Here is a 25694-nt window from a genome sequence, read left to right as displayed (position 1 = left end):
TGGTCGTGGGTGACGTAGACCGTGGTGGTGCGCAGCCGCTGGTGCAGTTCCTTGATCTCGGCCCGCATCGCCACGCGCAGCTTGGCGTCGAGGTTCGACAGCGGCTCGTCGAAGAGGAAGACCTGCGGGTCGCGCACGATCGCCCGCCCCATGGCGACGCGCTGGCGCTGGCCGCCGGAGAGCTGGCGCGGATAGCGGTCGAGGAGCTTTTCGAGGCCTAAGATCGCCGCCGCGCGGCTGACCCGGCTCTCGATCTCCTCCTTGGCGGCCTTCCGGAGCTTGAGCGAGAAGGCCATGTTGTCCCGCACCGTCATGTGCGGGTAGAGCGCGTAGTTCTGGAACACCATGGCGATGTCGCGCTCCTTGGGCGGCACCGCGTTGACGACGCGCGAGCCGATCCGGATCTCGCCCGCCGTGATGTTCTCCAGTCCTGCGATCATGCGCAGGAGGGTCGATTTCCCGCAGCCCGAGGGGCCGACCAGGATCACGAATTCTCCGTCCTGAATGTCGATCGAGACGCCGTGCAGGATCGGGGTGGCCCCGAACGACTTGCGCACGTTCCTGATTTCCAGCCCGGCCATCGGCTCCTCGTAGTCGTGTCTATCGGAAAGAGGTCGCGCGCGGCGCGCGGACCGGAACGGCAGCGCTGCCACAGGCAGACGACGAATACACGACAGGCGGGCCCGCTTCGGGGCGGCTGGCGCTCATGGGGGTGTTTCCTCGACCCGTAGAACGGGGCGGCCTGACTTGCCGCCTCTCGTGTTGGCGGCCATCATCGGGCGCGCGGGGCGCAAGATCAAGCGTCCTCGCCATGCGCCCATCGTCGGATGCGCCAGAAACGACCGGGAGACAGGCTTGAAGTCCACAGATGTTCTGATCATGCGGCCGATGATGCCGCTCGTGACCGAGAGCCTGGAGAGGCATTTCACCCTCCACCGCGGGGATTTGGCGGAGGATAAGGAGCGCTTCCTCGACGAGGTCGGGCATCAGATCCGCGGCATGGCGGTGAGCCACGTCCACGTGAACGACGCGCTGCTCGACCGGCTGCCGAAGCTCGAGATCGTCGCCAATTTCGGCGTCGGCTACGACACGATCGACGCGGCGGCCTGCGGGCGGCGCGGCGTGATCGTCACCAACACGCCCGACGTGCTGACCGACGAGGTCGCGGATCTCGCCGTCGGCCTGCTCCTCGCGACCGTGCGGCAGATCCCGCAGGTCGACCGCTACCTGCGCCAGGGCAAGTGGCTGGAGAAGCCTTATCCGCTCACCGGGACCTTGCGCGGGCGCAAGGTCGGCATCCTCGGCCTCGGCCGCATCGGCCGGGCGATCGCGCATCGCCTCGTCGCCTTCGGTCTGCCGATCGCCTATCACGGCCGCACCAAGCAGGCGGACGTGCCCTACGAGTACTTCCCCTCGCTCCTCGAGATGGCGAAGGCCTGCGACGTGCTGATGGTGGTGGCGCCCGGCGGCCCCGAGACGAAGAACATCGTCGGCCGCGAGGTGCTGGAGGCCCTGGGGCCGCAGGGCGTGCTCGTCAACGTCGCCCGCGGCACGCTGGTGGACGAGGATGCGCTCGCCGCGGCGCTCGCCGACGGCACGATCCAGAGCGCCGGCCTCGACGTGTTCGCCGACGAGCCGAAGGTGCCCGACGCCCTGATCGCCCAGGAGCACGCGGTTCTGTTGCCCCATGTCGGCTCGGCCTCGATTCACACGCGCAACGCAATGGGCCAGCTCGTCGTTGATAACCTGACCTCCTGGTTCCAGGGCAACGGTCCGGTGACCCCCGTGGCCGAGACGCCCTGGAAGGCTTAAGACCTTCGAGAGACTCGTGCCATGTCCCTGCGCCGCCTCCTCCCGGTCCTCGGTCTCGCCGCTTCGGCGGCGATGGGGGTGGGGGGCGCGGCGGCGCAGGAGAGCGGTCCGCCCCGGGAGACCGGGGCGGCGGGGCCTTGGGAGCTCGCCCTCGACGGCAGCTTCCGCCGCTGCGGCCTGATGCTGGCGGCGGAGGCCGGCCCGGTCGGCCAGGCCCTGCGCTTCCCGGCCGGCTGCCGGCGCGCCCTGCCGGTCGTCAACGGCCTCGGTGGCTGGCGCCAGGAGGGCGACCTGATCCAGCTCCTCGACCGGGAGGGCCAGCCCCTGCTGGCCTTCGCGGCGCCGGAGGGCGAGGGGGCCCGCAGCGCGGAAAGCCCGAGCGGCGAGCGCTACAGCCTGGCCCAGGCCGGGGCGCGGCCCTCCGCCCCCGAGGCGCCGCTCATCACGCCGGCGGCGCTCTCGACGCTGCCGACCGCGCGGGAGGCCTCCCGCGACGGCCTCGCCGTCGCGCCCGCCACCGCCGCTGCGGTGACCGGGCTCTACACCCTCGATCGCTTCGTCGAGAAGGACGTCTGCCGCGTCGCGCTCAAGGCCGACGGCGCCCAGGTGCAGGAGGGCTGCCGCGACCCGGGCCTCGCCCTGTTCGATCCCACCGCCTGGCACTACGAGGCCGGCCGCCTCGTCCTCGTCGCGAGGCGCGGCCACAGCGTCGAGCTGATCCCGGTAGGGGAGGGGCGCTGGCGGCGCGACCCGGAGATCGGGACGACCTTCGTGCTGCGGCGCGTCGAGCCGTGAGCGGGCAGGGCCTGCGCGCCGGCCGCCGCGCGTGAGCCCGGGACGGCCTCTGCCGAAGTCCTTGCCGCCCAAACTCTTGCTGCCGAAGTCCTTGCCGCCTGCTGCCCCGCCGGAGTCGCCGCCCGTGACCGAGCCGTTCGACGTCGTGATCTACCACAACCCGGCCTGCGGCACGTCCCGCAACGCCCTGGCGATGATCCGCAACGCCGGGATCGAGCCGCACGTGGTCGAGTACCTGAAGACCCCGCCGAGCCGGGCGATGATCCGCACGCTCGCGCGGCGGGCCGGGATCCCCGTGCGGGCGCTGCTGCGCGAGAAGGGCACGCCTTTCGCCGAGCTGTCCCTGGGCGATCCGGCCCTGACCGACGACCGGTTGCTCGACGCCGTCGAGGCGCATCCGATCCTGCTCAACCGCCCGCTGGTGGTGAGCCCGAAGGGCGTGCGCCTGTGCCGGCCCTCGGAGGCCGTGCTGGATCTCCTGCCGGCGCAGCAGGGCGAGTTCGTCAAGGAGGACGGCGAGCGGGTCGTCGACGAGCACGGACGCCGCGTCGCCACGGCCTGAGCCTCGCTCTCGACCAGAACGAGATTCGCTCCCGATGCTCGCGGCCGGGCTTGTCGGCGATTGCCGCACCCGGCAGCCCGGTCCTTGCCAGGAGGCGGGCCGGCGTCGGACAACCGGGTGACCAGAGACAGCGACCGGATCACCCCATGCAGGCCTACCGCGCCCTCGAAGCCACCTTCGCCCGCATCAGCGCCCTCGAGGACGCCTCCGGCATCCTCGGCTGGGACGCGCAGACGCTGATGCCGGACGGGGCGGCCGAGGGGCGGGGCGACCAGATCGCGGTGTTGCGCGGCCTCGCCCACGACCTCCTGACCGATCCGGCCACCGCCGACCGGCTCGCGGCGGCGGCCGACGAGGACGGGCTCGATGCCTGGCAGCGGGCGAACCTCGCCGAGATGCGCCGGTCCTACACCCATGCCGCGGCGGTGCCGCGCGACCTCGTCGAGGCGAGCTCGCGGGCGGTGTCGCGGGCGGAGATGACCTGGCGCGAGGCGCGCCGGACCGCCGATTTCGCCCTGCTGCGGCCCGACCTCGCCGAGGTGCTGCGGCTCCAGCGCGAGATCGGCCGGGCGAAGGGCGAGGCCCTCGGTCTCGCGCCCTACGACGCCCTCCTCGACAGCTACGATCCGGGCCTGCGCCAAGCCGCCATCGACCCGCTCTTCGCGGTCCTGGAGGACGAACTGCCGGGCCTGATCGCCGGGGCGCGGGCGCGCCAGGACGCGGCGGGGCCGGCCCCGATCGCGGAGGGGCCGTTCCCGGTCGAGACCCAGCGCCAGGTCGGGCTCGCCCTGATGCGGGCGGCGGGGTTCGACTTCAAGAGAGGCCGCCTCGATGTCAGCCTGCACCCGTTCTGCGGCGGCGCCACCGACGACGTGCGCATCACCACCCGCTACGACGAGGCCGATTTCGCCCGCGCCCTGATGGGCGTGCTGCACGAGACCGGCCACGCCCTCTACGAGCAGGGCCGCCCCGCCGCCTGGCGCCGCCAGCCCGTGGGGGCGGCCCGCGGCATGAGCCTGCACGAGAGCCAGTCGCTCACCCTGGAGATGCAGGCCGGCCGCAGCCGCGAGTTCGTCGCCTATCTGGCGCCGCTGGTGCGGGAGGCCTTCGGCGGTACCGGACCGGCCTGGGAGACTGATGCCCTCTACCGGAACTACACCAGGGTCGCGCCGGGCTTCATCCGGGTCGATGCCGACGAGTGCACCTATCCGGCCCATATCCTGCTGCGCTACCGGCTGGAGCGGGCGCTGATCCGGGGCGAGATGGAGATCGGCGACCTGCCGGGCGCCTTCAACGAGGGGATGCAGCGGCTCCTCGGGCTCACCGTGCCGGACGATGCCCAGGGCTGCCTCCAGGACATCCACTGGCCCGGCGGCGCCTGGGGCTACTTCCCGACCTACACGCTCGGGGCGATGATGGCGGCCCAGCTCTTCGACGCCGCCTGCAAGGCCGAGCCCGACCTGCGCCCGGGCCTCGCGCGGGGCGACTTCGCGCCCCTCGTCGGCTGGCTGCGGGCGAACGTGCATGGCAAGGGCAGCGCATTCGGCACGCAGGAGATCCTCGCTGCCGCGACCGGGCAGCCGCTCTCGGCCGACATCTTCCTCGGCCACCTGCGCCGGCGCTACCTCGACGCCTGACGACCCCGTTCGACCGGGGATGAAGGACCATCGCCGCTGCGCTTGACGAGCGCAGCGACGATGTGGAACGAGAAGATTGTATTTTATTCAAATTTTCTGCACATTGATATTCATGACACAAAAGCTTCATAATATTCATTGGGCGGCTAAGTTTAATCTTGCATAAGCATTTGAGGGGCTAAGGGCGGACCAGCAAATCGTTTCCCGGTCCATCCATGCGCCTCACTCTCGGCAGGAAGCTCGGCGTCGTCGTCGGTCTTCCGATCCTGGTCGCCGCCGGCATCGCCGCCTTCGCGATCTCCCTCTCCCACAACGAGCAACGGCGTGCGGGCGCCGTGGAGGCGGCCTGGGAGGCGGCGCTCCACACCCGCACCCTGGCGCAAGGCATCGAGCACGTGGTGGTGACGGTGCAGGCCCTGGTGGCGGCCGGGGACGTCGCCGAGGCCAAGCAGAAGTTCGGGGCCCTGCGCAGCGCGCTCGAGGCCGTCGAGGCCGAGCGCACGGCCTTCTTCGCGGCGCTCCAGCCCTATCTCGACGAGGATGAGGCGCGGAAGCTGTCCCTGACCCTCCAGGAATTCATGGCCTATCAGCGCGACACGGCGGAGCTCGGCCAGACGCTCTCGCCGAAGGCCGCGCAGATCCAGGCCGCCGACGAGGCGACGATCAAGAGCCGCGAGCGGATGGTGGCGCGGATCCTCAAGCTCGGTGACGCGGTGCTCGAGCGCCTGCAGGAGCAGCGCGAGGCTGTGGCCCAGGCCCGCCGCCGGGAGGCGGTGGCCCTCGTCGCGGTGCCGACCCTCGGGCTCGTCGTCGCCATCGCGGGCGCGGTCTGGGTGAGCCTGACGCAGGTGCAGCGCCCGCTCGGCGCCCTGCGCCGCACGATGCAGTCCCTCACCGCCGGAGACCTGGCGGTGACGGTGCCGTTCACCCGGCGGCGCGACGAGATCGGCGAGATGGCGTCGGCCATCGCGGTGTTCCAGGGCGCCCTGCGCGAGCAGGCGGCGGCGCAGGCCCAGGAGCGGGCCCGGGCGGAGATCGAGCGGCGGCGGACCGAGCGGTTGGACGAGGCCTGCCGGGCATTCCAGGCCCGGGCCTCGCAGGCGGCCGGAGCGCTCGACGCCTCGACCCGCGAGATGGAGCTGACCGCCGACGTGCTGTCGCGGGCGGCGCACGAGGTCGAGCATCAATCCACCGCGGTCACCGGCGCCTCCGGCATCGCCACCGAGGCCGTCCGGGAGGTGGAGGGCGCGTTCCGGCACTTCTCGGAATCCGCCGCCGGCGTCAGCGACCGGGTCGGACGGGCGAGCGAGATGGCGAGCGCGACGCTGGTCCGCAGCCAGGCCACCGCCACGACGGTCGAGCGGCTGGTGAGCGCCTCGGGCGAGATCGGCGAGGCCGCCGACCTGATCCGCACCATCGCCGAGCAGACCAACCTGCTGGCGCTGAACGCCACCATCGAGGCGGCCCGGGCCGGGCCGGCGGGCCGCGGCTTCGCGGTCGTGGCCGGCGAGGTCAAGGCCCTCGCCGGCCAGACGGCGGCCGCCACCGACCGGATCGCCGCCCAGATCGCCGCGATCCAGGGCGCGACCCGGCACACCGCCCAGGAGATCGGCGCGATCATCGACGCCGTGGCGGAGACGAGCCGGCTGGCCGACGAGATCCGCGGCGCGATGCAGGACCAGGAGCAGACCAGCGCCGGCATCGGCCGCAACATCGACCGCGCCAGCGCCGAGGCCTGCAGCGTCGCGGCGAGCATCGACCAGGTCCGCACCGCCTCGCTGGCGAGCGCCGCCCAATCCGATCAGGTCCGGGCGGTGGCCGGGGTGCTGGCGCAGAACTCGACCCTCTTGGCCGAAGCGGTGACGGCGCTCCTGGGGGAGGTGCGGGCTGCGTGACAGCCTGTCGAGTCCTGAGCAGGTTTCGCAAAAGGGGTTGCCGGTTTTGCGGCGACTATCTGCGACACATCAAGAGGCCAGGCGGACGAAGCGTTGGCTTGCCAGGGCAAGGCTGCTTAGCCCGCAGCCGGGGTCGCGCGGCTGCCGGCGAGCCGGTCCAGGGGGAAGCGGGTATTGGCCAGGAAGCGCGCGCGCTGGCCCTCGGGCACCTTGCCGGAGGCCAGGGCGCGCAAGCTCGCCTCCAGGCTCCCGCGGTCGTCGCCGGCCCGGTAGGCGTTGACGGCGTACTCGTCCAGGGCGCCGTAATCGTAGATCCAGGGCTCCAGGAACAGGCCGTGCTCGGGCCGCGGCGTGCCGGCGGCGATGGCGCTGTAAAGGGTGGCGCGTGCGTAATCGGCGTGCAGCCGGCAGGAGCCGGCTCAGCGGCGCGTAAGGCACGTGGATCACCCCGGGCGGCAGGCTGGCCGGGATCTCGTCGGCCCGGCCGGCGAGCAGGATCGCACGCCGGCCGAGAGCCGGCACGCCGCGACGGCGGCGGCGAGGAAGGCGTGCGCGCCCGCCATCGCCGAGCCGTAGATGACGACGAGCGGCGCCGGTCCCACGCGCAGGAAAGCGGCGAGGTCGGGCGCGAGCTCCGCGGCCTCGCCGAAAGTGTCGGCGAGGGGAAAGCCGACCTGGACGAGCTGGGCCGGCCAGTCGGCCTGGGGCGGGGCGTACCAGTCGGGCACGGCGAGCAGGACGCGCTCGGGGCTGTGCCACCAGTAGCGCAGGCGTCGGACGGGGAGACGATACAAGATATCGTCGCGCTTCAGGCCGATCGTCGAAGCCACTTCGCATTCTCGTTTTATTCTCGACCGGTCGACCATGTTCGGGAGCGATGTCGAGAATGCATGACGAAACGATGCCGGCGTGTCGGGCTCGCCAGCCGCCTCTGCCGGCGCGACGGGGAGGCGGCCGCTTCTTCCTGTTGGATGGGCGTGCATTGAGGGATTATCGCTCGGCAGCGATGGGCAGGCCGGCGTATCTGCGCGCTTGCGTCGAACGGCGCAAGGCAAAACACCTCGGCGCGACGAGAATACTTGCTATAACAAAAAATTATTTATAGTATTTATAATGGGGAGATTGGTACGTTATTGCTGATCGAGCCGTCTTGGTGTGATGCTGGCAGAGCTGTCCGGGGAGAGGGAGAGCGCTGGATTTCCGCTCTCGCCGCGGGAAGTCGGGCTTGCCCGACTTCGTCCGTCGCTGGCAGAGCCCGGGATCGGTCGGGGCGAGGGGAAAACCCGCGCTCTTCTCGTCTCGAAAGACGGCCCCCGGCGGCGCTGCGAGGGCCGGGACGGATGACGGCTGGCGGCACCGCCAGCCGGGCCCTCAGGCCGCCGCCCGGAACCCCGTCTCCCCGGGCCCGACGACCTTCACCGGCTGGCCCGGGCGCGCCAGCAGCGTGCCGCCCTTCGGCACCTCGGCCCAGCCGGTGCGCAGTCCGTCGATCGGCTCGGAGACGACGGCGAGGCCGGTGCCGGTCTCGCGCCAGTACAGGCTCGGCGGGCGGCCGTCGCAGGCCCAGCGGAAGGCGGTGAGGCTCTCGCCGTCGGTGAGCACGGCGGTGAAGCGCAGGGGCTCGTCGATCCCCGCCTCGCGCATCAGGCCGCGGGCCGTCGACAGGCTCGCCGCCATGGCGCCGACCGGGTCCCGGTCGAGGCCGTGTGCGAGGGCGAGGAGGAACAAAGCCTCCGAATCGGTCGTGCCCTGGCGCGCGTCGTAGAGCCCGTCCGGGATCAGCGCCTCGAGCCGCCGGCGGATGCGCGCATAGCCGCCGATCTGGCCGTTATGCATGAACAGGTGGCGGCCATGGGCGAAGGGATGGCAGTTCGCCCGGGTCGTCGCGGTACCGGTCGAGGCCCGGACATGGGCGAAGAAGGTGCGGGCGCGGATCTGCCGGGAGAGGCTGCGCAGGTTCTCGTCGGACCAGGCCGGCCGCACGTCGCGGTACAGGCCCGGCTCCGGCCGCTCGCCGTACCAGCCGATGCCGAAGCCGTCGCCGTTGGTTTCGGTCTGGGCCTCCGCCGCGTGCAGCGATTGGTGCACGAGGGAATGGGTCGGCGCGCAGACCAGTTCGTCGAGATAGACCGGATCGCCGTGGTAGGCGAGGAAGCGGCACATCGGCTCTTCACCCCCCGCGGCGGGTGCCGGTCCCGCTCCGGGCCGTGCCTCGTCCGCCGCCGTCATCGAACGGTAACATTCCGCTCAAGTTGGTGAACAGCCCGTTAATGCGCCGCAGCATGCCCGAAGGTTCCCCTTATGCCCAAGTTACGGGCAATCGCCTCGGGTCAGGGCCTGACATGCGCGTCGCGCATCGGTTGCCCGGGTGAGGTAGACCTTTTGCCGGGATCAATGTCAGCATTGAGTCGTTGATGCTCGCGCAGGCGCGTTCGCGTCACGAACCTGCATCCATTGTTCCGGCGCGCGTTCCACGCCGGTCCCGATCCCCGTTCCGCCGTCTCCGCCCGCTCCCACCGTCGCGCATCGGGGGCAACGACGCGATTCTTCGGCACGTCGATCGCTCCGGCATCGATCCCGAGCACTCACGAGGACCCGGGACAATCAACACGCTCAACGACAAGACAGGAGGCTTCATGGGCAGAGCAGCACCCACCGCGCCGATCGCCGTCGTGGTGGAGGATGATGAATCCGTACGGGACTTCGCCGCGGCGATCCTGGAGGAGACCGACCTCGAGGTCATCGCCTGCGACAGCGCCGCCGACGCGCTGGCGGTGATGCGCGAGCACGGCTCCGAGGTCGCGCTGCTGTTCACGGAGATGCAGCTCTCCGGCGACATGGACGGGGCCACCCTCGCCCGCACGGTGGAGCGGGACTGGCCGGACGTGCGCCTGGTGGTGACCTCGCGGCCGGGCGCGACGCAGGCCGTGCCGGACCACGCCGTCTACATGCCGAAGCCCTGGCGGCCCTTCGACGTGCTGGTCGAGGCGGAGCGGGCCGCCTACGCCGCCGCGGCCTAGGGCCGACGAGAAGAGCCCGCACGCCTTGCGGCGTCGGGCTCGTCGGTTCGGAAAGTGCCCCGCCGGGTCGGCGGGGCGCAGCCGAGATCTTACGCGCTGGCGGCCGGAGCGGCGGCCGGGGCAGCGGCGGACGGGGCCGGGCCGGGACGGCGGGGAGCGCCGACGCGGGGCTTCGGCTTCGGCGCGGCGATCAGGCCCTCGCGGATGGCGGTCTTGCGGGCCTGCTTGCGGGCGCGGCGCACGGCCTCCGCCTTCTCGCGGGCCTTGCGCACCGACGGCTTCTCGTAAGCCTTGCGCTGCTTCATCTCGCGGAAGATGCCCTCACGCTGCATCTTCTTCTTGAGGACGCGGAGAGCCTGATCGACGTTGTTGTCCCGAACGAGTACCTGCAAGGGTGTATGTCCTCTCGTCTAAATCCAAAATCGTGGCCGACCTTGCGCGGAACGCGCCCGGATGGCTGCCTGCCCGGCCAACCGAAATGCGCCCCACGGCCCGGACCTGGAAGGGCCGGGAGGGGCTTAGGTCACATCGCGGTCGCACCGGAGCCCGGCGCAAGCTGTCGGCGCACGGTATGCGCCTGATCGGGGCCTTACACCACTCCGCTGCGACTTCCAACCGGGGAGTGGCGGCCTGACCGAAATTTGAGCGGCGGCGGGGTGGGAACGGGCCTCGCGCCGGACGCCGTCGCAGGTAGGCGACGGCGGGCCCGGGTCAAGCGTTGGCCTGGATGAAGTTGCGCACCAGCGGGTAGGTCTGGCTCTCCCACTTGCGGCCGGAGAAGACGCCGTAATGGCCGACGCCGGCCTGGAGGTGGTGGCGCTTGCGGAACGGCTTCAGGCCCGTGCAGAGGTCGTGCGCCGCCATGGTCTGGCCGACGGCGCAGATGTCGTCGCGCTCGCCCTCCACCGTCATCAGGGCGGTCCTGCGGATCGCCCGCATGTCGATGGGGGCGCCGCGGAAAGTCAGCTTGTTCTGCGCCAGCGTCGCGTCCTGGAACACGGTCTTGACCGTTTCGAGGTAGAATTCCGCCGCGAGGTCGAGCACGGCGAAGTACTCGTCGTAGAAGGTCTCGATCTGCGCCGCTTTCGCCTGAGCCTCCGTCGCGCGGGCATCTTGGGCGCCCTCGCCCTCGGCGAGGTGCCAGAACAGGTCGAGATGGCCGTGCATGTGGCGCGCGGCATTCATCGACATGAAGGCCCCGACCTGCATGAAGCCCGGATAGACCCGCCGCCCGGCCCCGGCATGGCGGCGCGGCACGGTGGCGATCAGGTTGCGCTCGAACCAGTCGATTGGCCGCGAGGTGGCGAGCTCGTTGACCTTGGTCGGGTTGATCCGCGTATCGACCGGGCCGGCCATCAGGGTCATGCTCGCCGGGTGCGCGGCGTTGCGGCTCTCGGCCATCACGGCGGCGGCCGCCAGCGCCTGCACGGCGGGCTGGCACACCGCCACGAGGTGGGCGCCCTCGCCGATCGTCTCCAGGAACTGCACCAGGTGGGCGACGTAGTCGTCGAAGCCGAAGCGGCCGGCGCTGAGCGGCACGTCGCGGGCATTGTGCCAGTCGGTGATGTAGACGTCGTGGTCGGCGAGCAGCGTGCGCACCGTGCCGCGCAAGAGCGTGCCGAAATGGCCCGACAGGGGCGCCACCACCAGCACCCGGGGCTGCTCGCTGACCATGTCCTTGCGAAAGCGCAGAAGCGTGCCGAAGGGCGTGGACAGCACCGGCTCCTCGGTCACCGGCACCTCGCGGTTGCCGATGCGCACCGCGTCGATCCCGTAGGAGGGCCGCGCATGGGTGAGGCCGGCCCGCATCATCATCCGGGCGGCGGCCGCGATCCAGGTCGCCGGCGCGCCGTAGCCGGCCCGCATCCACGGCGTCGTCCCGTCGTGCAGCACCCGCCCCCAGGTGCGGGCGGCGGTGGCGATATCGGACTGGACCTCGAAGGCATCGTAGAGCATCGGCCCGGGCACTCCCTCACGGACACGCGTGGGGTGCGGCCCGCCGGCAATCGTAAGGCACGGCTTTCCTCGCGCGCGACCGGACTTTCGGCGGAACGCAACGGCAGCCGTCCCCGAGCTTGCGGGATGCGACCCTCGTGCCAAATCGATTCTGCTTTGGTCGACTTGTGCGACGATGGCGCCTCTGACGGTCCCGATCGGCACGAGTCTTGGATCGCCGGTCCGGAAACTCAGGGGCAGACGGGCCGCGCGACGATGCCGGCCCGGGGGAGGACGCCATGGCCGAGGCGACGCTGACGATCTCAAGCCGCAACTATTCGTCCTGGTCGCTGCGGGGCTGGCTGCTCTGCCGCATGGCGGGGCTCGACCTCGACGTGGAGGTTCTGTCCGGCGATCCGGCGAGCCGGGCGGAGCTCCTGCACCTCTCGCCTTCGTTCCTGGTGCCGCGGCTGACCCACGGCGCGGTGCGGGTCTGGGACGTGCTCGCCATCGCCCAGTACCTCACCGAGGTGCGGCCGCAGGCCGGCCTCCTGCCCGACGACCTCGCCGCCCGCTCCTGGTCGCGCTCGATCTCGGGCGAGATGCATGGCGGCTTCATCAACCTGCGCTCGGCCTTGCCGATGAACCTGCGCGCCCGCTACACCGACTTCAAGCTCTGGGGCGGCGCCCAGGCCGACATCGCCCGGGTGGTCGAGATCTGGCAGGAGGCGCTCGAGGCCCACGGGGGTCCCTATCTGTTCGGCGCGCGGCCGGTGGTGGCGGACGCGATGTACGCCCCCGTCTGCACCCGCTTCGTCACCTACGGCGTCGACCTGCCGCCGGCTTGCGCCGCCTATCGCGACAGGATCATGGATTGGGACCTGATGCGCGACTGGATCGCCGCGGCGGCGGAGGAGCCTGAGGAGATCGAGGAGCTGGACATGGAGTTCTGAGCGCCGGTTCAGATCAGCCCCGCCAGCCGCAGCCCCATCCCCGCCGCCGCGCAAGCCGCGAGCACCGGGATCATCCCGGCCCGGAAGCGGAACACCGCCACGATTGCGGCGAGCGCCAGGACGAGCGCGTAGGGGTCGACGCTCGAGAGCACCGGCACGTCGAGCGTCAGCGGCCCGAAGGCCACCGGGCGCAAAGTCCGAAACAGCGTGTGGAGGGCGAACCAGACCGCCAGGTTGAGGATCACCCCCACCACCGCCGCGGTGATCGCCGAGAGCGCACCGGCGAGGGCCCGGTGGCCGCGCAGGCGCTCGATGGAGGGGGCGCCGACGAAGATCCACAGGAAGCAGGGCGCGAAGGTGACCCAGGTGGTGAGCAGCCCGCCGAGCGTGCCGGCGACGAGTGGCGGCAAGGCGCCCGGGCTGCGATAGGCGGCCAGGAAGCCGACGAACTGCGTCACCATGATCAACGGGCCGGGCGTCGTCTCGGCCATGCCGAGCCCGTCGAGCATCTCGCCGGGCCGCATCCAGCCATACTGTTCCACGGCGGCCTGCGCCACATAGGCGAGCGCCGCATAGGCGCCGCCGAAGGTCACCAGCGCCATCTTGGAGAAGAACACCGCGATGCGGGAAAAGACGTCCTCCGGACCCAGGGCCAGGAGGAGCGCGGCGACCGGGACGAGCCAGATCGCCGCCCAGGCGGCGAGGGTGGTGAGCGTCTCGCCCCAGGTCGTGCGCTCGCGCGGCAGCGCGTCGTCGCCGAACAGATAGGCGCCCTCCTCAGGCTTCACGGCGTGCCCGCCCCCGGGGCGGAAGGCCGGATGGCCGGCCCGGCCGCCGAGGAAGCCGACCACGCCCGCCGCCACGACGATGAGCGGGAACGGCACGTCGAGGACGAAAATGCCCACGAAGGCGGCGGCGGCGAGCCCGGTCATCACCCGCCCGCGCAGGGCCCGCCGGCCGATGCGCTGCACCGCCTCGAGCACGATGGCGAGCACCGCGGCCTTGAGGCCGAAGAACAGGCCGGCGACCGGGCCGGCCTCCCCGTAGAGGACGTAGATCCAGCTCAGGCCCATGATGGCCAGGAGCCCCGGCAGCACGAACAGCCCGCCGGCGAGAAGGCCGCCCCGGGCCCCGTGCATCAGCCAGCCGACGTAAGTGGCGAGCTGCTGCGCCTCCGGCCCGGGCAGCAGGGTGCAGAAGTTCAGGGCATGCAGGAAGCGGTTCTCGGAGATCCAGCGTTTCTCCTCGACCAGCACCCGGTGCATCACCGCGATCTGCCCGGCCGGCCCGCCGAAGGACAGGGCGGCGACCCGCAGCCAGACCGGCAGGGCCTCGGCCAGGGTGACGGGTCGCGGGGCTTCGCGCTCTGGCGCGGCGATGCCCGCCGCGGGATCCAGCGTCGTCACGGGGCGGGCTCTCCGGGCTTGAACGCGCCGCAGCGTAGCGCGATCGGTCGCGTTGTGCGACAGAGCCCAGAGATTACATCCGGCGAGCGGGGGCCGCCCGGGCGGGTGCCGCCGGCCTCGCGCCGCCGATCATGCATCCGTCAGGTCCCGCGTGAGCAAGCCCAACAAAGCCCTCCTCACCTCCGAGCGCCGCATGGACGATCTCGAAACCTCGATCCGGCCGCTCAGCCTCGCCGACTTCACCGGCCAGAGGGCGGCGCGCGCCAACCTCCAGGTGTTCATCGACGCGGCCAAGAAGACCGGCCAGGCGCTCGATCACGTCCTGTTCGTCGGGCCCCCCGGCCTCGGCAAGACCACGCTCGCCCAGATCGTCGCCCGCGAGCTCGGGGTGAATTTCCGCTCGACCTCCGGCCCGGTGATCGCCAAGGCCGGCGACTTGGCGGCGCAGCTCACCAACCTCGAAGAGCGCGACGTCCTGTTCATCGACGAGATCCACCGCCTCAACCCGGCGGTGGAAGAGATCCTCTATCCGGCAATGGAGGATTATCAGCTCGACCTCATCATCGGCGAGGGGCCGGCCGCCCGCTCGGTGAAGATCGAGCTGCCGAAATTCACGCTGGTGGCCGCCACCACGCGGGCCGGCCTTCTCACCACGCCTTTGCGCGACCGCTTCGGTATCCCGGTCCGGCTCGAATTCTACGATATCGACGAACTCGAGCTCATCGTCACCCGCGGCGCCCGGGTGCTCGGCATCGGCATGGCGCCGGACGGGGCCAACGAGATCGCCAAGCGCGCCCGCGGCACGCCGCGCATCGCCGGGCGGCTCTTACGGCGGGTGCGCGACTTCGCCATCGTGGAGGACGCGCCCACCATCACCCGCGCCATCGCCGACCGGGCGCTGCGGCTCCTCGACGTCGATCCCGCCGGCCTCGACACGATGGACCGGAAGTACCTCAACATCATCGCCCACTCGTTCAACGGCGGGCCGGTCGGGGTCGAGACGATCGCGGCGGCGCTCTCCGAGCCGCGGGACGCGATCGAGGAGATCATCGAGCCCTACCTGATCCAGAAGGGCTTCGTGCAGCGCACGCCGCGGGGCCGGGTGCTGACCGCCCACGCCTTCCGCCATCTCGGCCTGCCGGAACCGAACCGTGATCCCACCGTGCAGTTCGGGCTGTTCACCGGGGACGAGGATGCGTGAGGAGGGGAGGGGCTACCGCCTCTTCACCCGCCGCCGGCTGCTCCAGGGCGCGGGCGCCGTCGCGCTCTCGGGGGTGAGCACCGGCGCCTACGCCACCGGGATCGAACCCTTTCGCCAGGTCGTGACCCGTTACGCGATCAAGCCCAATCCCGCCGCGCCCTGGCCGGCGGGGCTGACCTTGCGTATCGCGGTGCTGACCGACATCCATGCCTGCGATCCCTGGATGAGCGTCGCGCGCATCGCCGGCATCGTCGAGGCCACCAACGCGTTGCAGGCCGACCTCGTGGTGCTGGTCGGCGATTTCGTGGCCGGCCAGCGCTACGTCACCCGCTATGTGCCAGCGGCCGAATGGGCGCCGGTGCTCGGCCGGCTCACGGCGCCGCTCGGCGTCTACGCGGTGCTCGGCAACCACGATTGGTGGGAGGACAAGACCGCTCAGAAGCGCGGCGCCGGGCCGACCATCGCCGGCACGGCGCTCACCGAGAACGGCATCCGGGTGCTGTCGAACGAGGCCGTGCCGCTCGCGACCCGGGCCGGCCCGGTCTGGCTCGCGGGGCTCGAGGACCAGCTCGCCCTGCTGCCGGTCCGCCGCCGCACCGGCCGCGGGCGGATCGGCCTGCACGATCTGCCCGCCACCCTGGCGGCGGTGCCCGACGGCGCCCCGATGATCCTGCTGGCGCACGAGCCCGACATCTTCGCCGAGGTGCCGGCCCGGGTGGCGCTGACCCTGTCGGGCCACACCCATGGCGGGCAGGTGCGGCTGTTCGGCTGGTCGCCGGTGGTGCCCTCGCGCTATCCCGGCCGCTACGCCTACGGCCATGTCCGCGAGGCGGGCGACCTCGTGATCTCCGGGGGACTGGGCCTGAGCATCGCGCCGATCCGCTTCGGGGTGCCGCCGGAGATCGTGGTGGTGGAACTGGGGGATGACGCCGTCGCCTGATTGAGAGCACGGCACACCGCGCAACCTGCTGTGTCGTGTACTGTGGACTGAGAGGACGGACCCCGCGTGACCGAGACCATGCCCCCGGACGCCCACGCCCTGCCCCTGCGCGTCTACTACGAGGACACGGATTTCTCCGGCTTCGTCTACCATGCGAGCTACCTGCGCTTCATGGAGCGGGGCCGCACCGAATTGCTGCGCGGGCTCGCCGGCGACCAGTCGGACCTGCACCGGGAGGCGGACGGCCTCGTCTTCGTGGTGCGGCGCATGAGCCTCGACTACCTCAAGCCCGCCCGCATGGACGACACCCTGACGGTGCTGACCGCGACCCGCGAGCTGCGCGGCGCCTCGATGCATCTCGACCAGGAGGTGCGCCGCGGCGACGAGACCCTGGTGCGGGCCGAGGTGGTGGTGGCCTGCGTGCGCGACGGCCGGGCGGTGCGCCTGCCGGAGGCCCTGCGCCGCACGCTGACCCGCCGTTGAGCGGTCGCGCTCACCAATCCTTAACCCTGTCGGGGGCTTAACTCGCGGCGGGCGAATGCTCCAGATGCGGAGCGGCGGCCCATACTTTCGACAGATTCGGGCGCGATCGAACCACCATACGAAAAGCCCCGATCCCGGTTGGAGTGCCCGAGGGCCGTTCATCGGCCCGGGACGCGAGGAAAGCCGCATGAATCCCGCCGACGCCGCCCAGGCGATGCCCGTGGCCGAGATCACGATGTTCGGCCTGTTCTGGCAGGCCCACTTCGTCGTCAAGGTGGTGATGCTCGGCCTGCTCGGCTCATCGATCTGGTGCTGGTCGATCATCATCGACAAGACGCTGCTCTTCCGCCGCACCAAGGCGGAGATGGACGCGTTCGAGGAGGAGTTCTGGTCCGGCCGGCCGCTGGAGGAACTCTACCGCGCCTATAACGACAAGCCGGCGACCGGCCTCGCGGCCCTGTTCGTCGCCGCGATGCGCGAGTGGCGCCGCTCCTACGAGGGCTCGGGCCGCTCGATCCGCAGCCTCGGCCAGCGCATCGACAAGGTGCTCGACGTGACGATCCAGCGCGAGGTCGAGCGGCTGGAATCGCGCCTGCTGTTCCTCGCCTCGATCGGTTCGGCCGGTCCCTATATCGGCCTGTTCGGCACGGTGTTCGGCATCATGACCGCCTTCACGTCGATCGCCGCCTCGAAGAACACCTCGCTCGCGGTCGTCGCGCCCGGCATCGCCGAGGCGCTGTTCGCCACCGCGATCGGCCTGTTCGCGGCGATTCCCGCGGTGCTCGCCTACAACAAGCTCCAGGCCTCGGTCGCCAAGGCGCAGGGCCGCCTCGAAGGCTTCGCCGACGAGTTCTCGGCCATCCTGTCGCGTCAGATCGACGAGCGCATGGCCCTCGCGGCCTGACCCCAGCCTTCAGACGGCAAGTTTCCAGGAAGGATTGAGCCAGATGGGCATGGCCTCCGGAGCGGCACAGGGCGGCGGGCGCCGTCGGCGCGGCCGGCGGGGCGGCGCGATCAACGAGATCAACATGACGCCGTTCATCGACGTCGTGCTGGTGCTCCTGATCATCTTCATGGTCGCCGCGCCGATGATGACGGTCGGCGTGCCCCTCGACCTGCCGCAGACCAAGGCCGCGCCGCTCAACCAGGATTCGAAGCCGATCACGCTCTCGATCCGGCAGACCGGCCAGGTCTTCCTCGGCGAGGACGAGCTGACCGACGACGCGATCGTCGCGAAGATCTCGGCCACCGCCAAGGACGGCTTCGAGGAGCGGGTCTTCGTGCGCGGCGACAAGCGGGTCGATTACGGCCGCGTCGCCCAGGTGATGGCGATCGTGACGAGCGGCGGCTTCAAGAAGGTCGCCCTCGTGACCGAGCCCGACCAGCGTTAGTAGGGCGGGGTTGTCCGTGCTGTTTCCCTTCGACAGGTCCGAACCCGGCGTCTGGGTCTCGGCCGGCGCGCATGTGGTGCTGATCGGCATGGCGCTGTTCGCCGCCGCCTCGCACGTGCTGCCGCAGGCCGACGAGGGCGTGCCGGTCGAGGTCATCACCGAGAACCAGTTCTCGGAGCTGACCAAGGGCCAGCGCGACGGCGAGGCCCCGGCCAAGAGCCCGCGGGCCGACCGGGTCGCCGACAAGCAGCAGGAGAACGACCCCGGCGAGGCCAAGGCCAACGTGCCGACGCCGCCGACGCGCCCGCCCGAGATCAAGGTCGCCAACGCCGAGGAGATGCCGACGCCGCCCCTGCGTCCGGCCCTCGAGCAGCCCGAACCCGCGCCGATGCCGCCGGCCCGCCCCGACACCGCCAAGGCCGATGCCGAGAAGGCCGCGGCGGCGGCCGCCGCAAAGGCCAAGGCGGAGGCCGAGGCGCGCGAGGCCAAGGCCGAAGCGGAGCGCGAGGCCAGGGAGGCGGCGAAGGAAGCCGCGAAGGAAGCGGCCCGCGAAGCCGCCAAGGAGGCTGCCAAGGAGGCTGCCAAGGAGGCCGCGAAGGCCGCTGCCAAGGCGGCGGCCGAGAAGGCCGAGGCCGAGGCGATCCGGCGCGAGGAGCTGGCCGAGGCCAAAGCCGCCGCCGAGAAGGCCGCGGCCGAGAAGGCTGCCGCCAAGGCCCGGGCCGAAGCGAAGGCCCGCGCCGAGGCCGAAGCGAAGGCGAGGGCGGAAGCCAAGGCGGAGGTCGAAGCCAAGGCTCAAGCCGAAGCCGAGGCGAAAGCCAAGGCCGTTGCAGAGGCCAAGGCGAAGGCCGAAGCGAAGGCGCGTGCCGAGGCCAAGGCCCAGGCGGAAGCCAAGGCCCAAGCGGAAGCCAAGGCCCAAGCGGAAGCCGAGGCGAAGGCACAGGCCAAGGCGGAGGCGGAAGCCAAGGCCCACGCCGCCGCGGAGGCGAAGGCGAAGGCCGAGGCTGCCGCGAAAGCCAAGGCCGTGGCCGAGGCGAAGGCCAAGGCGGCCGCCGAGGCCAAGGCCCGGCGTCAGGCCGAGCTCGCCGACAAGTTCAATTCGGGGTCGATCCGCGACGTGCTGGCGGCGCATGGGCCGTCGCACGCGACCGGTGCCACCGGCCGCGAGGTGCAGCGCACCGCCGCCCTGGGGGCCGCCACCGGCACGTCCCAGCGCCTGAACCCGAGCCAGCGCGACGCCCTGGTCGGCCTGTTGCAGCAGCAGATCGAGCGCTGCTACTCGGCGCCTCCCGGTGCCGCGCAGGGCATCGTGCTGCCGCAGCTCGACATCCGCCTGAACCCCGACGGGTCCCTCACCACCGATCCGCGCATCCTGCGTGCCGGCGGCAGCGCGATCGACCGTTCGATCGCCGAGGCCGCGGTGCGGGCGGTGCGCCGCTGCGCGCCCTTCCGCATCCCATCCCAGTTCGCTCCGTTCTACAACGACTGGCGGGTCATCAACGCGGAGTTCGAGCTGCCGCGGGCGTAAGAAACCCGCCGGCCGCCTGCCTCACCCACGACGGACGTCCCCTCCATGCACTCCCCCTCGCGATTGCGTTCCGCGCTCGCCGCCTTCCTGTGGCTGTGCCTCGCCACCGGCTTCGCCTCGGGCTTCGCATCGCCCGCGCAGGCCCAGCTCAACCTGCGGATCGGCCCCGGCGGCGCCTTCCAGCCGATGCCGATCGCCATCGCCGAGTTCTCCGGCGATCCGAGCCTCGGCCCGACCCTGTCGGGCATCGTGACCAACAACCTGAAGCGCTCCGGTTACTTCACGCCGGTCGAGAAGGCCCGCTTCCCCGAGAACCCGAACTTCGACGCCGCCCCGAATTTCTCGGCCTGGAAGGACATCGGCGTGCAGGGCCTGGTCACCGGCCGTGTCATCCGCGACGGGTCGGGCCGGCTCAAGGCCGAGTTCCGGCTCTGGGACGTGCTCTCGGGCCAGCAGATGATCGGCCAGCAATATGCGGGTGACGGCGCCAATGCCCGGCGCATGGGCCACCTGATCTCGGACGCGGTCTACACCAAGATCACCGGCATCGGCGGCTTCTTCGACACCCGCGTCGCCTTCGTCGACGAATCCGGCTCGAAGGAGCACCGCCGCAAGCGCCTCGCCATCATGGACCAGGACGGCGCCAACGTGCGCTATCTCACCAGCGGCGAGGCCTCGGTGGTGGCGCCGCGCTACTCGCCCTCGACCCAGGACATCACCTACATGTCCCAGGTCACCGGCCAGCAGCCGCGGGTGCAGGTGATCAATCTCTCGACCGGCTCCCGGCAGGTGATCCCGACCAATGCCGAGATGAGCACCAGCCCGCGCTTCTCGCCGGACGGGCGGCGCCTGGTGATGAGCGACCAGGACGGCGGCAATGCCAGCATCTACGTGATGGACCTCGCCTCCAAGGCGCAGACCCGGATCACCAACGCCAACGCCATCGACACCTCGCCGTCCTTCTCGCCGGACGGGCGCGAGATCGTGTTCGAATCCGACCGCGGCGGCCAGCAGCAGATCTACATCATGGGCGCCGACGGCTCGAACCCGCGCCGCCTGTCCTTCGGCGACGGCTCGGCCTCGCAGCCGGCCTGGTCGCCGCGGGGCGACTACATCGCCTTCACGCGCCAGCGGAAGGGCTCGTTCTCGATCTGCATCATGAAGCCCGACGGCACCGGCGAGCGGGTGCTGACGGAAGGGTTTCACAACGAGGGCGCGACCTGGGCGCCGAACGGCCAGTACCTGATCTTCTTCCGCGACCCCGGCGGCCAGGCCGGCGGCAAGCTCTACATGGTCGACATCACCGGCAAGGTCGAGCAGCCGGTTCCGACCCCGTCCTATGCCTCCGACCCGACCTGGTCGCCGCTGATCGACGCGCAGAAATGACGATGTCGCGCCGGTCACGGGCAGTGACCGGCCGACGAGGCTTCGCACCACCGATCGTCCCTACGATTCGTCCCATCCACGGCCTCACCCTGGAGTGCTGAGCGATTTTCGATCGCTCAGCCTCGAAGGACGGCTCCAGGAGCCTCTGCGGCGACGGGGCGCCTCCTTCGCGGTCAGCGATGGGAGGAATGCTCGTACGCCTTGACGTTTATCCCGGGTTCCGATGCGCAGCTCCGGGACTGGCGGTGGAGGATGGGGGCTGCCAACAGAGTAGCCCCGGATGGATGCGGCATCGCCACGAAGTCTGCTGGACCCTCGACAGCCCTGAGACTCCCCCTCGTCATGCCGAGGCCGCGCAGCGGAGCCCGGAATCCAGAACCGCAGGACAATCAGAATCAAGCGGAACGCTGACCGCTTCCTTCTGAACTACCTGAGTGTCTGGATTCCGGGCTCCGCTGCGCGGCCCCGGCATGACATGGAGGATGTTGCTTCGGTGAGGTCAGAATGAAGGGGCAATAAAGAAGCAGCGCGCGGCGGGTCGAAAACCCGCCGCGCGACGTTCGATTACTCCAGGCTCAACGCCACGAACCGCACCTCACCCTCCTTGTTGGAGACGAGGAGCAAGGCCGACTTGCGGCCGTCCTTCTTGATCTGGTCGATGCGGCGGGTGACGTCGGCCGGCGAGGTCACCGCCTCCTGGCCCACCTCGACGATCACGTCGCCGGGCTGGATGCGCTTGTCGGCGGCGTTGGAGTTCGGGTCGACCCGGGTGACCAGCACCCCCTTGACGCTCTCCTTCACCCCGAAGCGCTTGCGAGACTCGTCGGAGAGGCCCGAGAGGTTGAGGCCCAGCGCCTGGCGGGTGACGTCGGCCTCCGGCTGCGGCCGGTTGAGCGCCGCCTGCTGCTGCGGCTTGTCGCTGTCCTCGAGCCGGCCGAGGGTGACCTGCTTGGTCTGCTCCTGGCCCTTGCGGATCGTGGTGACGTCCACGACCTTGCCGACCGGGGTCGAGGCGACGACGCGGGGCAGGTCGCTCGAGCTCTTGACCTCGACGCCGTTGAACTTGGTGATCACGTCGCCGACCTCGAGGCCGGCGGTCTTGGCCGGGCCCTTCTCGTCGACGCCGGCGATCAGCGCGCCGCGGCCGCCGCCCTTCAGGCCGAGCGCCTCGGCGGTGGTGTCGTCGACGTTCTGGATCCGCACGCCGAGCCAGCCGCGGCGCACCTCGCCGAACTGGCGCAGCTGGTCGATGACCGGGCCGGCGGTGGCGGTCGGGACGGCAAAGCCGATGCCGACCGACCCACCGGTCGGCGACAGGATCGCGGTGTTGATGCCGATCACCTCGCCGTTCATGTTGAACAGCGGGCCGCCCGAATTGCCCTTGTTGATGGCCGCGTCGGTCTGGATGTAGTTGTCGTAGGGACCGGACTCGATGTTGCGGCCCCGGGCCGAGACGATGCCGGCCGAGACCGAGCCGCCGAGGCCGAACGGGTTGCCGATCGCGATCACCCAGTCGCCCGGCCGCATCTTCTCGGAGTCGCCGAGCGGCACCGCCTTCAGCGGCCGGTCCGGATCGGGCTTCACCCGCAGCACCGCGAGGTCGATCTTCGAATCCTTGCCGACGATCTCGGCCTTCAGCTTGCGGCCGTCATGCAGGATCACCTGGATGTCGTTGGCGTCGCCGATGACGTGGTTGTTGGTGACCACGATGCCCGACGAATCGATGATGAAGCCGGAGCCGAGCGAGTTCGAGCGGCGCGGCGCCCGCGGCTGGCTCTCGCCGCCGCCGCCCTGGCCGCGGCGGTTGAAGAACTCCTCGAACAGGTCCTCGAACGGGGTGCCCTGCGGCAGCTGCGGCAAGGTGCGGCCGCGGGCCTCGACGGTGGTGGAAGCCGAGATGTTCACCACCGCATCCGTCACCTGCGCGGCGAGGTCGGCCAGGGATTCGGGCCCCTTGGCCAGGGCGACGCTCGGCAGGGAGGCCGTGCCGACGGAGAGCGCGAGCAGGGCTCCCGCGAGCGCGGGCAGGCGCCGTCTCGCGAAAGCGGGGTTACGGCGCGAGGAAGCGGCCATCTGGAAACCTCGTTGGGCAGGGTCGTCGAGCGAAAAGCGTATCGGCCCGGCGCGACGCCGGGGAGGCGTCATCAGCCTCCGCGGCGGCACCCGGGCAGCCCCGGCGATCGGGCCGGAAGCGTCCCTTAAGATCGTTTCACGGCGGGCCGGTTCAAGGCCCGGGCTTCACCCGCGGGCGGCTCAACCGAGGAGCAGGCGCACGACGCCGACCACGACGACACCGGCGGCGGCCGAGAGGAGGCCGACGAGGCGCATCCGCTCCATCGGGGTCTGGGAGGCTTCCTGCATCGCCCGGCGCATCGCCGACGGGAAGGCGGCGCAGAGCAGGCCCTCGATGGCCAGGGCGAGGCCGAGGGCGGCAACGAGGTCTTTCACGGCAGGAGACCGCATGGCCGCCCGCGGGCGGTTCCCGGCGCCGTTCCTGTTCCCCCCTGCGGTCGCATCTTGTCGTTCTCCGCGATACGGCAGGCGTGCAGCCCGCCGTCACAAAAGCGCGCCCCGCCGGGGCGGGGCGCTCGGGTGTCGTCGCGTGTCGGCACCGCTGGGCGGGGGCGCCGGCCTACTGGCCGGCGGCCGGGGCCGCCGCGGGACGTGCCCGGCCCTGCGGGTCGTTGAAGTAGCGGAAGAATTCCGAGCCGGGGCTGATCACCAGCCTTGTGTCGGACCCGCTCAACCCCTTCTCGTAGGCCTGCATCGAGCGGTAGAAGGCGAAGAAGTCCGGGTCCTGCCCGAAGGCGTCGGCGAGGATGCGGTTGCGGTCCGCCTCGCCCTGGCCGCGGAGCTGGTCGGCCTTCTGGTTCGCCTCGGCGATGAGAACCGTCACGTCGCGATCGGCCCTGGCCTTGATGGTGACCGCCACCTGGGCGCCGTTGGCGCGCAGATCCGCCGCCTCGCGCTCGCGCTCGGTGCGCATGCGCTGGTAGACCGCCTGCGAGTTCGCCGCCGGCAGGTCGACGCGGGTCAGGCGCAGGTCGGCGATCTCGATGCCGAGATTCTTCGCCTGCCGGTTCACGTCCTCCTGGATGCGGTTCATCAGGGCCTCGCGCTGGGTCCGCACGATGGCGTCCCGCGAGGCGCTGGCGAGCACGTTGCGCATCGCCGCGTTGGTGAAGCTGCCCAGGCGCTGGTTGGCGACCTGGATGTTGTTCACCGCCTGGTAGAAGCGCAGCGGATCGGCGATCTTGTAGCGGGCGAAGGCATCGACCTCGAGGTTCTGCCGGTCGGCCGAGAGCACGGTCTGCACCGGCAGGTCGAGATCGAGCAGCCGCTTCTCGAACAGCACGACGCTCTCGAGGAACGGCACCTTGAAGTAGAGGCCGGGCTTGTCGGTGCCGGCCTGGTTCAGCACGGTGCGCACGCGGCCGAATTGCAGCACCAGGGCCTGCTGCGTCTGGCCCACGGTGAAGGCCGAGGCGTAGATCAGCACCAGGACGAGGGCGCCGAGGACGACGAGGCCGGTGCGAAGGGCGTTGCCGTTCATCGCGCGCTCCCCTGGGTCGAGACGCCGGGACGGGCGGCATTCGCGAAGTCCTGCAGCGGCAGCACCGGCAGCACGCCGGCCGCGGCGGCCCCGGCGCCGGCGGCGCCGCCCTGGTCGATGATCACCTTGTTCACGCCGCCCAGCACCTTCTCCATGGTGTCGAGGAACATGCGCTCGCGGGAGACCGCGGGCGCCAGCTTGTAGGATTCGTAGACCTCGCGGAAGCGCGCGGCCTGGCCGGTCGCCTCGGCGGTGGCCTGGGACTTGAAGGCCTCGGCCTGCTGCAGCATCTGCGCGGCGCGGCCGCGGGCCTCCGGCACCGTGCGGCTGGCATAGGTCTCGGCCTCGTTGCGGGCGCGGGCCGCGTCCTGCTGGGCCGCGTTCACGTCGACGAAGGCCTGGCGCACCTCGGGGGGCGGGCTCACGCCCTGGAGCTGGACCACGTTGATCAGCACGCCGGCGCCGTAGGAATCGAGCGCCTTCTGGATGATCTGCTGCACCTCCTGCGCCACGCTCGACTGCTCGGTGGTCAGGATCGCCTGGATCTGGCGCCGGCCCACCACCTCGCGCATCGCGCTCTCGGCCACCGACTTGATGGTGCCCTCGGGGTTCTGGAGGTTGAACACGAAGTCCTCGGCCTTGGCCGGGTTCACGCGCCACTGCACGTCGAAGTCGATGTCGACGATGTTGTCGTCGCCCGTCAGCATCAGGCTCTCCTCGGGCACGTCCCGGGAGCGCTGGGCGCCGGCGCCCGAGCGGTAGCCGACCTGGATGCTGCGCAGCTCGCCGACATTCGGCTTGACCACGGCGCCGACCGGGTAGGGGAAGTTGTAGCGCAGGCCCTCGCCGGATTGGCCGGTATAGCGGCCGAACACCGTGTTGATGCCGACCTGGCTCGGCAGCACCGTGTACCAGCCGGTCATCAGCCACAGGCCCAGCACGACCAGCACCGCCAGGACAGCGCCCTTGGTGCCGACCGAGCCGCCGCCGGGCATCAGGTTCTTGAGCCGGTCCTGGCTGCGGCGCAGCAGGTCCTCGAGGTCCGGCGGCTGGTTGCCGCCGCCCGAGCCTCCGCCGCCCCACGGGCCGCCGCCTCCGCCGCCGGAACCGCCGCCCCAGGGACCGCCGCTATTGCCGCCGCGATTGCCCCAGGGACCGCCCCCGTTACCGACGCCACCGACACTGCCGCCGCTCTGATTG

Annotated in this window: 24 protein-coding genes; 14 read left to right on the top strand and 10 right to left on the bottom strand. The window is 71.0% G+C overall.

Translation table 11 applies throughout. The annotated features are described in order from the left end of the window. Positions 1-581 (bottom strand): ABC transporter ATP-binding protein (locus VQ03_RS13565; protein ID WP_048451414.1); only part of this gene is annotated, 581 nt, incomplete at its 3' end. Between the two features lie 274 nt (positions 582-855). Here VQ03_RS13565 and VQ03_RS13560 point away from each other — a divergent pair. The 5 genes from VQ03_RS13560 (at position 856) to VQ03_RS13540 (ending at position 6701) form a co-directional block, all read left to right on the top strand. Further along, the gene (locus tag VQ03_RS13560; protein WP_208605512.1) at positions 856-1812 is read left to right on the top strand and encodes a 2-hydroxyacid dehydrogenase; all 957 of its coding nucleotides are present in this window, start codon (positions 856-858) and stop codon (positions 1810-1812) included. A gap of 21 nt (positions 1813-1833) precedes the next feature. Beyond that, positions 1834-2607, top strand: coding sequence for an AprI/Inh family metalloprotease inhibitor (locus VQ03_RS13555; protein ID WP_048451412.1), 774 nt, complete (start codon positions 1834-1836; stop codon positions 2605-2607). 124 nt (positions 2608-2731) lie between these two features. Continuing rightward, positions 2732-3169, top strand: a complete 438-nt coding sequence (gene arsC / locus VQ03_RS13550) for an arsenate reductase (glutaredoxin) (protein ID WP_083467983.1) — start codon at positions 2732-2734, stop codon at positions 3167-3169. 146 nt (positions 3170-3315) lie between these two features. Next, positions 3316-4806, top strand: coding sequence for a carboxypeptidase M32 (locus VQ03_RS13545; protein ID WP_048451411.1), 1491 nt, complete (start codon positions 3316-3318; stop codon positions 4804-4806). Between the two features lie 215 nt (positions 4807-5021). Continuing rightward, complete coding sequence (locus VQ03_RS13540) at positions 5022-6701, top strand: methyl-accepting chemotaxis protein (protein WP_048451410.1); 1680 nt, start codon at positions 5022-5024, stop codon at positions 6699-6701. Between the two features lie 443 nt (positions 6702-7144). Here VQ03_RS13540 and VQ03_RS13535 read toward each other — a convergent pair whose 3' ends face one another. After that, the gene (locus VQ03_RS13535) at positions 7145-7531 is read right to left on the bottom strand and encodes a hypothetical protein (RefSeq protein WP_048451409.1); all 387 of its coding nucleotides are present in this window, start codon (positions 7529-7531) and stop codon (positions 7145-7147) included. Between the two features lie 541 nt (positions 7532-8072). Further along, complete coding sequence (locus tag VQ03_RS13530) at positions 8073-8864, bottom strand: class II glutamine amidotransferase (protein ID WP_048451408.1); 792 nt, start codon at positions 8862-8864, stop codon at positions 8073-8075. Positions 8865-9337: 473 nt separating this feature from the next. Here VQ03_RS13530 and VQ03_RS13525 point away from each other — a divergent pair, with 473 nt between their 5' ends. Then, complete coding sequence (locus VQ03_RS13525) at positions 9338-9721, top strand: response regulator (protein WP_048451407.1); 384 nt, start codon at positions 9338-9340, stop codon at positions 9719-9721. A gap of 89 nt (positions 9722-9810) precedes the next feature. On the opposite strand, the gene rpsU is transcribed toward VQ03_RS13525, so the two are convergent. After that, positions 9811-10113 carry a 30S ribosomal protein S21 gene (rpsU, locus tag VQ03_RS13520; protein WP_048451406.1) on the bottom strand — a complete coding sequence of 101 codons (303 nt, stop codon included), beginning with the start codon at positions 10111-10113 and terminating at the stop codon, positions 9811-9813. A 319-nt stretch (positions 10114-10432) separates the two neighbouring features. Beyond that, entirely contained in the window at positions 10433-11677 is a 1245-nt protein-coding gene (locus VQ03_RS13515; protein ID WP_048451405.1) for a polyhydroxyalkanoate depolymerase, read from the bottom strand. Between the two features lie 278 nt (positions 11678-11955). Between VQ03_RS13515 and VQ03_RS13510 the strand changes: the two genes are divergently transcribed. After that, a complete protein-coding gene (locus tag VQ03_RS13510; protein ID WP_048451404.1) occupies positions 11956-12609 on the top strand; it encodes a glutathione S-transferase family protein in 654 nt (217 codons plus the stop codon). An 8-nt stretch (positions 12610-12617) separates the two neighbouring features. Here the strand turns inward: VQ03_RS13510 and chrA are convergent, their stop codons facing one another. After that, positions 12618-14015, bottom strand: a complete 1398-nt coding sequence (gene chrA / locus VQ03_RS13505) for a chromate efflux transporter (RefSeq protein ID WP_048451403.1) — start codon at positions 14013-14015, stop codon at positions 12618-12620. 193 nt (positions 14016-14208) lie between these two features. Between chrA and ruvB the strand changes: the two genes are divergently transcribed. The 7 genes from ruvB (at position 14209) to tolB (ending at position 20941) form a co-directional block, all read left to right on the top strand. Next, complete coding sequence (gene ruvB, locus VQ03_RS13500; RefSeq protein ID WP_048451417.1) at positions 14209-15216, top strand: Holliday junction branch migration DNA helicase RuvB; 1008 nt, start codon at positions 14209-14211, stop codon at positions 15214-15216. Next, positions 15209-16156: a metallophosphoesterase gene (locus tag VQ03_RS13495; protein ID WP_048451402.1), complete on the top strand. Its 948-nt coding sequence runs from the start codon at positions 15209-15211 to the stop codon at positions 16154-16156. The genes ruvB and VQ03_RS13495 overlap by 8 nt, the downstream gene beginning before the upstream one ends. A gap of 78 nt (positions 16157-16234) precedes the next feature. Then, the gene (gene ybgC, locus VQ03_RS13490; RefSeq protein ID WP_048451416.1) at positions 16235-16639 is read left to right on the top strand and encodes a tol-pal system-associated acyl-CoA thioesterase; all 405 of its coding nucleotides are present in this window, start codon (positions 16235-16237) and stop codon (positions 16637-16639) included. A gap of 187 nt (positions 16640-16826) precedes the next feature. Further along, complete coding sequence (gene tolQ / locus VQ03_RS13485) at positions 16827-17543, top strand: protein TolQ (RefSeq protein ID WP_048451401.1); 717 nt, start codon at positions 16827-16829, stop codon at positions 17541-17543. Between the two features lie 43 nt (positions 17544-17586). Further along, positions 17587-18030 (top strand): protein TolR, encoded by a 444-nt coding sequence (gene tolR, locus VQ03_RS13480; protein WP_048451400.1) that lies wholly within the window; start codon positions 17587-17589, stop codon positions 18028-18030. Between the two features lie 88 nt (positions 18031-18118). Further along, on the top strand, positions 18119-19555 hold the full coding sequence (tolA, locus tag VQ03_RS13475) for a cell envelope integrity protein TolA (protein WP_157064100.1): 1437 nt from the start codon (positions 18119-18121) through the stop codon (positions 19553-19555). Positions 19556-19600: 45 nt separating this feature from the next. Beyond that, positions 19601-20941, top strand: a complete 1341-nt coding sequence (tolB, locus tag VQ03_RS13470) for a Tol-Pal system beta propeller repeat protein TolB (protein WP_083467982.1) — start codon at positions 19601-19603, stop codon at positions 20939-20941. Positions 20942-21505: 564 nt separating this feature from the next. Here tolB and VQ03_RS13465 read toward each other — a convergent pair. The 4 genes from VQ03_RS13465 to hflK all read right to left on the bottom strand — a co-directional run. Continuing rightward, the gene (locus VQ03_RS13465; RefSeq protein ID WP_048451398.1) at positions 21506-23014 is read right to left on the bottom strand and encodes a DegQ family serine endoprotease; all 1509 of its coding nucleotides are present in this window, start codon (positions 23012-23014) and stop codon (positions 21506-21508) included. Between the two features lie 180 nt (positions 23015-23194). Next, positions 23195-23389 carry a DUF2065 family protein gene (locus tag VQ03_RS13460; protein WP_048451397.1) on the bottom strand — a complete coding sequence of 65 codons (195 nt, stop codon included), beginning with the start codon at positions 23387-23389 and terminating at the stop codon, positions 23195-23197. A gap of 184 nt (positions 23390-23573) precedes the next feature. Continuing rightward, positions 23574-24494, bottom strand: a complete 921-nt coding sequence (gene hflC / locus VQ03_RS13455) for a protease modulator HflC (protein ID WP_048451396.1) — start codon at positions 24492-24494, stop codon at positions 23574-23576. Next, positions 24491-25694: FtsH protease activity modulator HflK (gene hflK, locus VQ03_RS13450; protein WP_048451395.1), on the bottom strand; the 1204-nt coding region annotated here is incomplete at its 5' end. The genes hflK and hflC, both read right to left, overlap by 4 nt.

It is taken from the genome of Methylobacterium tarhaniae, assembly GCF_001043955.1.
Taxonomy (GTDB): Bacteria; Pseudomonadota; Alphaproteobacteria; order Rhizobiales; family Beijerinckiaceae; genus Methylobacterium; species Methylobacterium tarhaniae.
The sequence above is the reverse complement of the archived record's forward strand: the minus strand, read 5'-3'. Positions and strand labels throughout refer to the sequence as shown.

What these genes read in the sequence shown, in the direction of transcription:
- tolQ (WP_048451401.1), top strand. Translation starts at nt 16,827, where the DNA reads ATGAATCCCGCCGACGCCGCCCAGGCGATGCCCGTGGCCGAGATCACG.
- VQ03_RS13465 (WP_048451398.1), bottom strand. Translation starts at nt 23,014, where the DNA reads ATGGCCGCTTCCTCGCGCCGTAACCCCGCTTTCGCGAGACGGCGCCTG.
- tolR (WP_048451400.1), top strand. Translation starts at nt 17,587, where the DNA reads ATGGGCATGGCCTCCGGAGCGGCACAGGGCGGCGGGCGCCGTCGGCGC.
- ybgC (WP_048451416.1), top strand. Translation starts at nt 16,235, where the DNA reads ATGCCCCCGGACGCCCACGCCCTGCCCCTGCGCGTCTACTACGAGGAC.
- tolB (WP_083467982.1), top strand. Translation starts at nt 19,601, where the DNA reads ATGCACTCCCCCTCGCGATTGCGTTCCGCGCTCGCCGCCTTCCTGTGG.
- ruvB (WP_048451417.1), top strand. Translation starts at nt 14,209, where the DNA reads ATGGACGATCTCGAAACCTCGATCCGGCCGCTCAGCCTCGCCGACTTC.
- VQ03_RS13525 (WP_048451407.1), top strand. Translation starts at nt 9,338, where the DNA reads ATGGGCAGAGCAGCACCCACCGCGCCGATCGCCGTCGTGGTGGAGGAT.
- VQ03_RS13530 (WP_048451408.1), bottom strand. Translation starts at nt 8,864, where the DNA reads ATGTGCCGCTTCCTCGCCTACCACGGCGATCCGGTCTATCTCGACGAA.
- VQ03_RS13555 (WP_048451412.1), top strand. Translation starts at nt 1,834, where the DNA reads ATGTCCCTGCGCCGCCTCCTCCCGGTCCTCGGTCTCGCCGCTTCGGCG.
- tolA (WP_157064100.1), top strand. Translation starts at nt 18,119, where the DNA reads ATGGCGCTGTTCGCCGCCGCCTCGCACGTGCTGCCGCAGGCCGACGAG.
- VQ03_RS13510 (WP_048451404.1), top strand. Translation starts at nt 11,956, where the DNA reads ATGGCCGAGGCGACGCTGACGATCTCAAGCCGCAACTATTCGTCCTGG.
- hflC (WP_048451396.1), bottom strand. Translation starts at nt 24,494, where the DNA reads ATGAACGGCAACGCCCTTCGCACCGGCCTCGTCGTCCTCGGCGCCCTC.
- VQ03_RS13545 (WP_048451411.1), top strand. Translation starts at nt 3,316, where the DNA reads ATGCAGGCCTACCGCGCCCTCGAAGCCACCTTCGCCCGCATCAGCGCC.
- VQ03_RS13495 (WP_048451402.1), top strand. Translation starts at nt 15,209, where the DNA reads ATGCGTGAGGAGGGGAGGGGCTACCGCCTCTTCACCCGCCGCCGGCTG.
- VQ03_RS13540 (WP_048451410.1), top strand. Translation starts at nt 5,022, where the DNA reads ATGCGCCTCACTCTCGGCAGGAAGCTCGGCGTCGTCGTCGGTCTTCCG.
- VQ03_RS13515 (WP_048451405.1), bottom strand. Translation starts at nt 11,677, where the DNA reads ATGCTCTACGATGCCTTCGAGGTCCAGTCCGATATCGCCACCGCCGCC.